This is a genomic window from Betaproteobacteria bacterium, from assembly GCA_016194905.1.
Lineage (GTDB): Bacteria > Pseudomonadota > Gammaproteobacteria > Burkholderiales > JACQAP01 > JACQAP01.
Map to the genome: position 1 here is coordinate 1 of JACQAP010000031.1, position 12266 is coordinate 12266.

General features: G+C 62.3%; 11 protein-coding genes. 7 read left to right on the forward strand and 4 right to left on the reverse strand.

The annotated features are described in order from the left end of the window. Positions 1 to 247: 247 nt before the first annotated feature. The 4 genes from soxZ to HY067_20765 all read right to left on the reverse strand — a co-directional run bounded on the left by soxZ (position 248) and on the right by HY067_20765 (position 3748). Positions 248 to 568, reverse strand: a complete 321-nt coding sequence (soxZ, locus tag HY067_20750; protein ID MBI3530383.1) for a thiosulfate oxidation carrier complex protein SoxZ — start codon at positions 566 to 568, stop codon at positions 248 to 250. Between the two features lie 5 nt (positions 569 to 573). Continuing rightward, entirely contained in the window at positions 574 to 984 is a 411-nt protein-coding gene (locus HY067_20755; protein MBI3530384.1) for a sulfur oxidation protein SoxY, read from the reverse strand. 129 nt (positions 985 to 1113) lie between these two features. Continuing rightward, the gene (locus HY067_20760) at positions 1114 to 3294 is read right to left on the reverse strand and encodes a xanthine dehydrogenase family protein molybdopterin-binding subunit (protein ID MBI3530385.1); all 2181 of its coding nucleotides are present in this window, start codon (positions 3292 to 3294) and stop codon (positions 1114 to 1116) included. Positions 3295 to 3301: 7 nt separating this feature from the next. Next, positions 3302 to 3748, reverse strand: coding sequence for a (2Fe-2S)-binding protein (locus tag HY067_20765; GenBank protein ID MBI3530386.1), 447 nt, complete (start codon positions 3746 to 3748; stop codon positions 3302 to 3304). Positions 3749 to 4072: 324 nt separating this feature from the next. Between HY067_20765 and HY067_20770 the strand changes: the two genes are divergently transcribed. The 7 genes from HY067_20770 to HY067_20800 all read left to right on the forward strand — a co-directional run bounded on the left by HY067_20770 (position 4073) and on the right by HY067_20800 (position 12257). Further along, positions 4073 to 5404 (forward strand): MFS transporter, encoded by a 1332-nt coding sequence (locus HY067_20770; protein MBI3530387.1) that lies wholly within the window; start codon positions 4073 to 4075, stop codon positions 5402 to 5404. A 480-nt stretch (positions 5405 to 5884) separates the two neighbouring features. Then, the gene (locus HY067_20775; protein MBI3530388.1) at positions 5885 to 7192 is read left to right on the forward strand and encodes a sugar ABC transporter substrate-binding protein; all 1308 of its coding nucleotides are present in this window, start codon (positions 5885 to 5887) and stop codon (positions 7190 to 7192) included. 67 nt (positions 7193 to 7259) lie between these two features. Beyond that, positions 7260 to 8117, forward strand: a complete 858-nt coding sequence (locus HY067_20780; protein ID MBI3530389.1) for a sugar ABC transporter permease — start codon at positions 7260 to 7262, stop codon at positions 8115 to 8117. A 7-nt stretch (positions 8118 to 8124) separates the two neighbouring features. Continuing rightward, on the forward strand, positions 8125 to 8955 hold the full coding sequence (locus tag HY067_20785) for a carbohydrate ABC transporter permease (protein ID MBI3530390.1): 831 nt from the start codon (positions 8125 to 8127) through the stop codon (positions 8953 to 8955). Between the two features lie 32 nt (positions 8956 to 8987). Continuing rightward, positions 8988 to 10034, forward strand: coding sequence for an ABC transporter ATP-binding protein (locus tag HY067_20790; GenBank protein ID MBI3530391.1), 1047 nt, complete (start codon positions 8988 to 8990; stop codon positions 10032 to 10034). A gap of 40 nt (positions 10035 to 10074) precedes the next feature. Continuing rightward, positions 10075 to 11463: a mannitol dehydrogenase family protein gene (locus tag HY067_20795; GenBank protein MBI3530392.1), complete on the forward strand. Its 1389-nt coding sequence runs from the start codon at positions 10075 to 10077 to the stop codon at positions 11461 to 11463. Continuing rightward, positions 11460 to 12257: an L-iditol 2-dehydrogenase gene (locus HY067_20800; protein ID MBI3530393.1), complete on the forward strand. Its 798-nt coding sequence runs from the start codon at positions 11460 to 11462 to the stop codon at positions 12255 to 12257. Before HY067_20795 ends, HY067_20800 begins: the two co-directional genes overlap by 4 nt. Positions 12258 to 12266: the final 9 nt, after the last annotated feature.

Genomic DNA, 12266 nt, shown 5'->3' on the forward strand with positions numbered 1-12266 from the left:
AGGGGCTAGGGGCTAGGGGCTAGGGGCTAGGGGCTAGGGGCTAGGGGCTAGGGGCTAGGGGCTAGGGGCTAGGGGCTAGGGGCTAGGGGCTAGGGGCTAGGGGCTAGGGGCTAGGGATTGGAAAACTCTTCGTGATTTGGTTCCTGCTTTTTTACATCACGCATCTTTCTTCCGCAATCGCTATATTTCCCTAATCCCAAGCCCCTGTTTTTCCCCTAGCCCCTAGTCCCTGCTTCATCCCTAGCCCCTACGCGACGCTCAGCATCTGCGTAACCGTCGCGACGCCCCCTTGGTCATCCTTCCAGGTAAAGACGAAATCGCCGCTTTCCGCGGCCACTGCATAAAACGTAAAGAACGGATTGGTGGAAACGGCGGGATAAAGCTTTGCGCGGAAAATCTCGCGGCCGTTGTAGGTGCAGTCGAAAGATTCGACGATGTGGCGCGCAATCTCCTTGCCGGTGTTGTCGAGCCGGAAACCGGATTCCATCGGATGCTGCACCAGCGTGCGGATCTCGATGACCTCGCCGCGCTTCGCGCTCCCGGGCATGCGCACCCGCGCCGCGCCCATGCGGCTCACAGTCCGCACTCCGAGGTAACGACTTCGATATCCGCGGCAGCCGACCACAGCGAGTCGTCGCTCAGTACTGCCACCGCCGTGAGCTGCTGCGAAGTCGCCACGCGCGCGCGCGAAGTCAGGACTGCCTTGCCGTTGTAAGGCCCGAGCCGCACTTCCAGGATGCGCGGCAGATGGTTCTTTTCCGCGAACAGGTGGATGCTCTTCACGTACTCCTGTTCCGTCATCGGGCTGTCCACGCTGACGGTGACCGGCACGACGCTGCCGTTCTCCGCCAACCTGGGTATCTCGAGCTTCACCTTGCCGCGCTTGATCGGACGATCGCCGAACGTTTCGCGCAGCGCGACGACGAGCTCGTCGGGCGTCGCCTGCGCCGGCCGGACGAGAAGCAGGCACGCGCCGGCAGCCAACGCGCCGAGCGCGCGCCGCCGGCCCGCATCGTGACAAGCGTAACGATGTGACCGGTTTCCTGCTAAGTCCCGAGTCGTAAGTTCCGAGGCCTTGCTCTTTCTAGCCACGAGCCACCAGCCACTAACCACTCATGTTTTATAACTGAACCCATGATTCTTGAACGGCAGCGAACGCACGCGCTTGCCCGTGGCGGCGAAGATCGCATTGCCGAGCGCGGGGATGACCGCGCCGATCGGCGGCTCGCCGACTCCGCCCCAGAATCCGCCGGTGGGCACCAGGACGGCTTCGATCTTCGGCGTTTCGGCCAGGCGCAGGACCCGGTAATCCGAGAAGTTGCTCTGCACGACGCGACCGTCCTTGATGGTGATCTCTTCGTGCATGGCCGAACTCAGACCCCAGATCACGCCACCCTGCATCTGCGCGACGACCGCGTCCGGATGCACCACGTAGCCGCTGTCGAGCGCGACGACGACGCGTTTGACTTCGATGACCGTACCGTCCGTCACCGCGATCTCGACCACCGCGGCGGTGAAGCTGCCATAGGAATCGACCACCGCGATCCCGCGGTGAATCCCCTTCGGCGCCGGCTTGTCCCAGGCCGCGGCTTTCACCACCGCTTCCAGCACCCCGAGGTCCTTCTTGCCCTTCAGCAGCGGACGGCGGAACTCAACCGGGTCCCGGCCGGTGGCTTGCACCAGTTCGTCGATGAAGCATTCGCGGAAGAAGGGATTATGCGTGTGAGCGACGGCACGCCAGAATCCCGGCGGCACGTGCGGATTGCGCATCGCGTACTCGTCGGTGAAGTTCGGCACGACATACGGATTGTCCTGGAAGGACCGCACGTTCACCGGGTCGATGCCGTTCTTGATATCGGCCGGCCGCACCGTGATGAAGATGGACTGGTCGGCCTGGCGCACCTGCCACGCGTTCCAGTTGCCGTCCTTGTCCAGTCCGGCGCGCAGCTTCACCAGTGCCACCGGGCGGTAGCGGCCCTGCCTCATGTCTTCCTCGCGCGACCATTGCAGCCTGACCGGTGTGCCCGGCATCTTCTGCGCGATCGCCACGGCTTGCTTGGTGTACTCCTGATGCGGCCCGCGCCGGCCGAAGCCGCCGCCGGCGTGCATCTTGTGCACGATCACGTTTTCCAGCGGAATGCCCGCCGCTTCGGATGCCGCTGCAATAGTGGATTCGCCGTTCTGCGTGCCGACCCAGACTTCGACCTTGTCATCCGTCACGATCGCCGTCGCGGTCTGCGGCTCCATTGTCGCGTGGTTCAGATAAGGCGCGTGGTATTCCGCCTCGATCACTTTCGCCGCACTGCCGAGCGCAGCTTCCGCGTCGCCGTCCTTGCGCGCGACCGGAACGTCTTTCGCATCGATCCCGGTGCGCAGGAATTTCATGATGGATTCACTGGTGACGTTGCCGCTCTCGCCCACGTCCCATTCCACCGGCACAGCCTTGAGCGCCTGGTTGGCACGCCACCAGTTGTCGGCAACTACCGCGACCCAGTCGTCGCCGGCGACAACGGCCTTCACGCCGCGCGTGCCCTTCACTTTCGAATCGTCGTAGTTTTTGACCTTGCCGCCGAATACCGGGCACTGGACGATGGACGCGTGCACCAGGTTCGGCAGGCGCACGTCGGCGGCATAGATCTGCTTGCCGGTGGTCTTGTCGGCGATGTCGAAGCGGGCCGGCGAGGTGCCGATCAGCTTCCAGTCCTTCGGGTCCTTGAGCTTCGGCTCCTTCGGCACGTCGAGTTTCGATGCCGCCGCAGCCATCTTGCCGTAAGTGGTGCGCTTGCCCGACGCATGCGAGATCACGCTTTTCGCGGCCTTGCACTCGGCGGCGGGCACGCCCCACTCCTGCGCCGCTGCCGCAACCAGCATCTCGCGCGCGCTCGCCCCCGCCTTGCGCAGATACTCCTGCGATTCGCGGATGCCGCGGCTGCCGCCGGTGGACATCGATCCGAAAATGCGATTGCGCCTGATATGGTCGTTCACGTCCGCGTATTCCGGACGAACCTTGCTCCAGTCGCATTCGAGTTCCTCGGCGACCAGTTGCGCGAGGCCGGTGAAGGAGCCTTGTCCGAGTTCGGAACGGGCAACGCGGATGACCACGGTGTCGTCGGGCTGGATCACAACCCAGTGCGTGACCTCCGGTGTGCCTGCGGCAACGGCGGGAGTGCCGGCGGCAGCGGCGGCCTGCACCGTGCCCGACAGATCGACGCCGAGCACCAGGCCGCCGGAAACGGCGGCGGTCCTGACGAGAAAATCGCGGCGTCCGGCTTCGAATTTTTGCGGTTTCATCATGGCCTCCTCAGGCGGACTTCGCGACGAGATGGATCGCTTCGCGTACGCGCGCGTAGGTCCCGCAGCGGCAGATGTTGCTCATCGCATCGTTGATCTGCGCGTCCGACGGATTCTTGACTTCTTTCAGCAGCGCCGCGGCGGCCATGATCATGCCGCTCTGGCAGTAACCGCACTGCGGCACCTGCAGCTTCACCCAAGCTTTCTGCACCGGGTGCGACCCGTCCTTCGACAGCCCTTCGATAGTGATGACTTTGCCGGTTACCGCGGACACCGGCATCACACAGGAGCGCACCGGCTTGCCGTCGATGTGCACCGTACAGGCACCGCACATTGCGATGCCACAGCCGTATTTGGTGCCGGTCATGCCCAGTTCATCGCGCAATACCCAAAGCAGCGGCATGTCGTCTTCGACATTCACACTGACCTGTTTTCCATTGACATTGAGAGTGCCCAAGATGTGCTCCCGAAATGAATGTGTAAGGAAATATTTCGCCGCAGACCTGCCTGCCGACGATGGTAGCAAAGATACTACCGCAGGGAGTGCGACGGTAGCGGGAATGTCGTAAGGATCGTGACGCCGTATAAGGGCCTGAATCGTAACCTGGCATTCGTTCTCCCCCAGTTCTCGACATTCAAGCCTGCTCTCAGGCCGCACTTGCCTCGTCACGCCGTCACGATCGTAACGTTCGTCACGGCCATTCCTGCATAATCACGCGCGACAACCAACAATCGACGGCGCCTGACGCGCTGCGACAAAACATTCCCGGGGGGAACCACGATGGATTCACGCTTCAGGCCCGAATTCCAGCGCAGCACAATCCTGAAAGTGTCGTGGCGGCTGTTGCCGTTGGTCGTGGTCGCCTACCTGGTGGCCTACATCGACCGCACCAACGTCGCCTTCGCCGCGCTGACGATGAACAAGGATCTCGGCATCAGCGCCTATCTATATGGCCTGGGTGCAGGGATTTTCTTCTTCGGTTATGCGTTGTTCGAAGTGCCGAGCAACATGGTTCTCGAAAAAGTCGGGGCGCGGCTGTGGATCGCCCGCATCATGATTACCTGGGGCATCATCTCCGGCCTGATGGCCGCCGCAACGGGGCCGATCAGTTTTCTCATCCTGCGTTTCCTGCTCGGTGTCGCCGAAGCGGGTTTCTTCCCCGGCATGATTCTGTACTTCACTTACTGGTTTCCGGCGCAGTATCGCGGGCGCGTGATCTCCACACTGTTCGTTGCCGTCCCCCTCGGCAATGCGCTGGCATCGGTGGTTTCCGGCGCCGTCATGGAAATGGAAGGGGTCTGGGGCCTGCATGGCTGGCAATGGGTGTTCATCATCGAAGCCTTGCCCGCGGTGCTGCTCGCCGTCGTCGTGCTGATGCTGATGACTGACCGCCCCGCAGTGGCGAGCTGGTTGAATTCCGATGAAAAGGAATGGCTCGATACGGAATTGAAGGCCGAACGCGCGAAGATCGAAGGCGTCGGCCGCCTGACCCTATTGCGTGCGCTGACCGACCGGCGTGTGCTCGTCTTGTCCATGATTTATTTCACCAGCGTCATCGCCAGCTACGGCATCACCTTCTTCCTGCCGCAGATCGTCAAGGGATTGGGGCACTCTAACTTCGTGACGGGACTGCTGACCGCGATCCCCTATGTGATCGGCGTGATCGGCCTGATTTGCTGGGGACATTCCTCCGACCGGCGCAAGGAACGGCGCTGGCATCTGATAGTCGCCTCGACGGTCGGCGCTATCGGCCTCGCCGGCACGGCTTTCTTCACCGGGTCCGCCTGGGCGCTGGTCACAATGTCCGTCGCCGCCGTCGGCCTGTACGGTTCGCGGCCGTCCATGTGGCCGATGCCCTCGCAGTTTCTCACCGGAGCCTCCGCCGCGGTCGGCATCGCGCTGATCAATTCGATCGGCAACCTCGGCGGCTATGTCGGACCGTTCGTCGTCGGCTGGATCAAGGACAGCACCAGGAGCTTCGAGATGGGCGTGTATTTTCTGGCGGGCTGCGCGTTTACCTCCGCGCTGATCACCTACTTCGCGAAGCGGGCGACGGGGGCGGTCGTAGGGGCCAGGGGCTTCCCACGAGCGGATACCGGCCTTCGGCCATAAGGGGCTAGGGGCTAGGGGCTAGGGGCTAGGGGCTAGGGGCTAGGGGCTAGGGGCTAGGGGCTAGGGGCTAGGGGCTAGGGGCTAGGGGCTAGTAAAGTCTAGTTGCTCCGCGCGCGCGGCATTTTGTTCTTTAGTCTTTCCTTTTACCTTTCCTCTTTCCTCTTTATCTCTTTTCTCTTCGCCCCATGGCCTCAGCCTCCGGCTGCACCTTGCGTATTCACAGACAGCGCTTAGACGCTCTTGCTCGCGGCCATGAACAACCGGTTGCGCGCGAGGTTACCAACTGGTAGTCAACCGCGCCCGCACAATACTATTTTCTTGCCGGATTGCCGGATTCCCGGCCTATTTCCGCAAAACAGTATCTATCGCAGGTCCCGCGAGTATCAGAGCACCCCGCTGCCCCGCCTATCATGAACACCACCGATGTGACCAGCAAGCCGCACCGGGTCGACTAAAACTATATTAGAGGAGACTTGCAACATGAACCTGAAATCAGCCTTAGCGCTGGCATTCGGCCTGGCCGTTGCTGGTGCCTCGAACGCTGCCACCGAGCTTGTGATCGCAACGGTCAACAACGGTCACATGATAGAGATGCAGAAGCTCACGAAGTTTTTCGAGCAGGCAAACCCCGATATCACGATCAAGTGGGTCACGCTCGAAGAGGGCGTGCTGCGCCAGCGAGTAACGACCGACATCGCCACGAAGGGTGGCCAGTTCGACATCATGACCATCGGGATGTACGAAACCCCGATCTGGGCCAAGAAGAATTGGCTTCAAGAACTCAAGCCCGATGCCGCGTATGACGTAGACGACCTCCTGCCGGCGATGCGCCAGGGCCTGTCGGTCGACGGCAAGCTGTATGCGGCACCTTTCTATGGCGAGAGCTCGATGCTGATGTATCGCAAGGACCTCGCCGACAAAGCCGGTGTCAAGCTTCCGGAGCGGCCGACCTGGGCGCAGGTCAAAGACCTCGCCGCGAAAATCCACGACCCGAAAAACGGCGTCTACGGGATTTGCCTGCGCGGCAAGCCGGGCTGGGGCGACAACATGGCATTCCTGACTACGCTGGTCAACACCAACGGGGGACAGTGGTTCGACATGAACTGGAAGCCGCAGCTCGAATCCAAGCCGTGGAAAGACGCCATCAAGTTCTACGTGGATCTGCTGAACAAGTACGGACCACCCGGATCGTCGGCCAACAGCTTTAACGAGATCCTGGCGCTGTACAACGAGGGCAAGTGCGGCATGTGGGTCGATGCCACGATCGCCGCCTCTTTTATCAGCGATCCGAAGCAGAGCAAGGTCGCCGACAAAGTGGCTTTCGCGCAGGCGCCTGTCGCGGTGACGCCCAAGGGCGCCAACTGGCTGTGGGCTTGGGCACTGGCGATTCCGGCCGGTTCCAAGAACCAGGAAGCGGCGCAGAAGTTCATCGCCTGGGCCACGTCGAAGGACTACGTGAAACTGGTCGGCAAGGAAGCGGGCTGGGGCAGTGTGCCCACCGGAACGCGCAAGAGCACCTATACATCGCCGGAGTTCTTGAAGGCGGCCAAGTTTGCCGACGCCGAGAAGAAGGCGATCGACACCGCCAATCCCAACGACAGCACGCTGCCGAAATCGCCATACGTCGGCGTCCAGTTTGCCGCGATCCCGGAGTTTCAGGCCATCGGTATTGCGGTCGGACAGCAAATGAGCGCGGCTTTGGCCGGGAAAGTCACGGTCGATGAGGCGCTGAAGAGCTCACAGAATTCGGCAGACCGCGAGATGAAGAAGGCGGGATACTACAAATAATCCCCGAGTGTGTGTCATCTGACGTTCGGGCCGGCCGGCGCCGGCCCGACTACCAGGCACTGAAACGATGACCCGATTTCTTCCCCGAGCGCTGCTCGCGCCCTCGGTAATCACGCTCTTCCTGTGGATGATCGTGCCGCTGCTGATGACGATCTACTTTTCGCTCATCCGCTACAACCTCATGCAGCCAGGCGAGCATGGCTTCATCGGATTAGCCAACTACCAGTACTTCATCACCGACTCGTCGTTCGGGCCGGCCATAATCAACACGTTGCTCCTGCTCGGCAGCGTCATTGTCATCACCGTCGTCGTCGGAGTTTCGCTGGCCCTTCTCATCGACGATCCGTTCCCGGGGCGCGGCCTGGTGCGCGTGTTGCTGATCTCGCCCTTCTTCGTGATGCCCACGGTGAATGCGCTGCTGTGGAAGCACATGATGATGAACCCGATCTACGGGGTGTTCGCGCAGGTCTGGATTTTCTGCGGGATGCAACCCGTGGATTGGATGACGGACTGGCCGCTGTTCTCCGTCATCTTGATGGTTGCGTGGCAGTGGTTGCCGTTTGCCACGCTCATCTTCGTGACTGCGCTGCAGTCGATGAACCGCGAGCAGTTGGAAGCTGCACGCATGGATGGCGCACGCTACCTCCAACAGCTGCGCTATCTGTACGTTCCACACCTCGGACGCTCGATCGCGGTCGTGATCATGATCGAGATGATTTTCCTCATGAGCGTTTTCGCTGAAATCTACACGACTACCGGCGGAGGCCCGGGCGATGCCAGCACCAACGTCGCATTCCTGATCTTCAAACAGGCGTTGCTCAACTTCGATGCCGGCGTGGCTTCGGCCGGAGCCCTCTTTGCCGTCGTCCTCGCCAATATCGTGGCGATATTTCTCATCCGCCTCATCGGCAAGAACCTGGATTGACGAACATATGGCTCCCGCGCCCGCCTTTTCCACCGTCCTGCTCGTGCGTACCGTCGTCGCATGGATCGTGACTCTCCTGCTCTTCTTTCCGCTCGGCTGGCTGGTGCTGACCGCCTTCAAGACCGAGTTGCAGGCGATATCGGTGCCCCCGCTGCTGTTCTTCACGCCAACGCTCGACAACTTCGTAGAGGTGCAGCAGCGCAGCGACTATTTGCTCTACGCGAAGAACTCGCTGATCACCAGCGTGGTTTCGACGCTGCTCGGGCTGGCCATCGCGGCGCCCGCGGCGTACTCGATGGCGTTCTTCCGCAGCAAATGGACGCGGGACGTGCTGATGTGGATGCTGTCCACCAAGATGATGCCGGCGGTGGGCGCGCTGGTGCCGATCTATGTGCTGGCACAGACAACGGGACTGTTGGACACGCGCCTGGTATTGATCGTCGTGTTCACCCTCAGCAACCTGCCCATCATGGTATGGATGCTTTATTCGAGCTTCCGCGAGATTCCGCACGAGATCCTCGAAGCGGCCCGTATGGACGGGGCGACCGTGTGGCAGGAGTTCCGCCGGGTTTTGCTGCCGCTGGGGATGGGCGGGCTCTTCTCCACCGGTCTCCTGTGCCTCGTGCTGGCGTGGAACGAAGCGTTCTGGTCGCTCAACCTGAGCGCGGCAAAGGCCGGCACCCTGGCTGCGTTGATCGCCTCGTACTCGAGTCCGGAGGGTCTGTTCTGGGCCAAGCTGTCGTGCGCCTCGTTCATGGCGATCGCACCGATCGTGGTCTTCGGTTGGTTCTGTCAGCGGCAATTGGTACAGGGGTTGACGTTCGGCGCGGTGAAATGAATCGGCGGTGAAGTAACCTGGGAGTAACGCGCATGGCCTTTCTCGAACTCAATGGCGTAGAAAAATTCTTCGGCGAACAACGTGCCATCAAGGGCATCGACCTGACCATAGAGAAAGGCGAGTTCGTCGTCTTCGTGGGGCCCTCGGGATGCGGCAAGTCGACGCTGCTGCGCCTTATCGCCGGGCTGGAAACAGTCGATGGTGGCTCCGTACACCTCGACGGGCGCGACATCACCAAGCTTCCATCGTCGAAGCGCGATCTCGCGATGGTGTTCCAGAGCTATGCGCTCTACCCGCACATGAGCGTCTACGACAACATGAGCTTCGCCCTGATGCTGGCAAAGGTAGATCCGGCAGTGATCCGCGAGAAGGTCGAGCACGTCGCGAAAATTCTGAACCTGGAACCTTACCTGAAGCGCACGCCGAAAGAGCTGTCCGGCGGTCAGCGCCAGCGCGTCGCCATCGGGCGTGCAATCGTGCGTTCGCCCAAGGTATTTCTGTTCGACGAGCCGCTGTCCAACCTCGATGCGGCGCTGCGCGGACAGACGCGGGTGGAAATCGCAAAACTGCATCGGGAACTGGGTGCCACCACGATCTACGTCACCCATGACCAGGTGGAGGCCATGACGCTCGCGCACCGTGTCGTCGTGCTGCGTGACGGCCGGGTCGAGCAGGTGGGCACACCATTGGAGGCGTATTACCGCCCGAACAGTCAATTCGTCGCGCAGTTCATCGGCACCCCGCAAATGAACATGGTCGCCGGTCCCGATGTGGGTCAGTTCCAATCCGCGCTGCACATGCCGGTGCCACCCGGCGGTTACCTGGGCCTGCGTCCCGAGAGCCTGACCTTGAGCCCACCCGGTGGCGGACAACTGCAAGCCCGCGTCGAGTTGGTGGAGGCACTGGGCGCCGAGACGCTAGTCTACGTCAGCACCGCGCGCGGCACTCAGCTGGTGGCTCGCAAAAATAGCACCCAGAACCTGCCGCAGGTCGGCGATACGGTCGGGGTCCAGATCGACGCCACGGCTGCCCATCTGTTCGACTCGCAGGGTCGGGTCGTAGCGCCTTCCGCACGCTGATTTTCCGCCGGAGGCGCCATCCATGTCGGCCCCGCTCGTGATGCTCCACCTGGGGCTCGGCTTCTTCCATCGCGCGCATCAGGCGGTGTACGTTCACCGTCTCATCGAATCGGGAGACAACGGCTGGGTGCTGGCTGGTGGCAACACCCGGCCGGACATGATGGAGCTGATGGCCAACCTCGCGGCCCAGGGCGGCAGATACACGTTGGAGACCGTTGCGCCCACGGGGGCGCGAAGCTACACCAAGATCACGGCGATCAAGACTGTCGTCCCGTATGAGCCGAGCCTGGCAGGTTTGATCGCGATCGGAGCCGATCCCTCGACGCGCATCATCTCGTTCACCGTGACGGAGGCTGGATATTATCTAGACGCCAGGAATCGCCTGGATTTGACGTTTCCGGATCTGGCGGCTGATGTCGCGGCGGCGCGGCAGGGCAAGCCAGGCGGCACGATCTACGCCGCGCTTACAGCTATCTTGCGCGAGCGCATGCGCCGCTCGGGTGGCAAGGTCACGCTGCTCAACTGCGACAATCTGCGGCACAACGGCAAACGCTTCCGCGGCGGCCTGCTGCAGTTTATCGCGCTGCTGAACGACACCCGGTTGCACGACTGGGTCGTGGCGAACACCAGCAGTCCGAACGCAATGGTGGACCGCATCACGCCACGCCCACCGCCCGATACCGCCATGCGTGTCAAGAACGCCACCGGCTGGGACGACGCTGTGCCCGTCATGAGCGAAAGCTTCATCCAATGGGTGATCGAGGACGATTTCTGCAATGGCCGCCCGGCGTGGGAGCGCGTCGGGGTGGAGATGGTCGAATCGGTGAACCCCTACGAGGAAGCGAAGATCCGCATTTTGAATGCGAGCCACACCTGCGTCGCCTGGGCGGGCACGCTGGTCGGCTACCGGTATATTCACGAAGGCACGCGCGATCCGGCGATCCGGCGGATTGCACGGGAGTACGTAACCAACGACGCGATTCCCTGTCTCTCCACCCCGGAGCGGCCTAGTCCCATCGATCTCGCCGCATACCGCGACGTCGTACTGGAGCGCTTCGGCAATCCCGCGATCCAGGATTCGAGTCAGCGCGTGGCCATGGACGGCTACTCCAAAATCCCGGGCTTCATTGTCCCAACGGTCCGGGAGCGCCTGGAGAAGAACGCGTCGATAGCCAGCGTATCGATGCTTCCCGCGCTGTTCCTCGCGTTCCTGCAGCGCTGGCACCGCAATGAGCTTCCATACACTTATCACGATCAGGCGATGGACCCCGGAGCGGCGCACGCGATCTGCGCGGCGAGCGACCCGGTGGAAGCGTTCTGCGGCGATGCGGTGCTATGGGGTCCGACAGCCGGCGATCCGCGCCTGGTCCGGGAAGTCCGAGCGGCAGGCCGGCGCGTCGCAAGCCTCGTCCAGGAGCATCAGCGATGAACCAGCGCCTCGGGAACCGGCACGCCTTGCTTACCGGGGCGGCGGGCGGCATTGGCCTGGCGGTAACGGCCGCCTATCTTGCGAACGGAGCGCGCTGCACGGCGGTCGATGTGACGCGAGAACCTTCCCGGGAGCTCGCCGCGCTGATCGTGCAGCACCGGGATCGGCTGCAATACGTCGCCTGCGATGTCTCCCGCACCGCGCAGATCGATGATCTCATTGCTGCGGCGCAGGCGCGCTTCGGCATCATCGGCATCCTGTTCAACAACGCTGCACTGTTCGACCTCGCCCCGCTGCTGGAAAGCGACGAGGCGATGTACGACCGGCTTTTTGCCGTGAACGTGCGCGGCATGTTCTTCGTCATGCAGAAGGTGCTCGCACAGATGGTCGCGCAGCACGGCAATTCCGGCGCACCTGGAACGGTCATCAACCTCGCGTCGCAAGCGGGCCGGCGCGGCGAGGCCCTGGTCTCGCACTATTGCGCCACCAAGGCCGCGGTCGTAAGCTACACGCAGTCCGCCGCGCTCGCGATGGCACCGTACGGCATCCGTGTGAACGCGATAGCCCCGGGCGTGATCGACACACCGATGTGGAACCAGGTGGATGCGCTCTTTGCCCGTTACGAACAGCTCCAACCCGGAGAGAAAAAGGTTGCCGTAGGCAAGGCCGTGCCGCTCGGCTACATGGGCCGTCCCGACCAGGTCGCCGGAGCGGCAGTCTTTCTGGCGAGCGATGAAGCGTCCTACATCACGGCCCAGACGTTGAATGTGGACGGCGGCAGCGTGATGAGCTAGGGAGAGCAA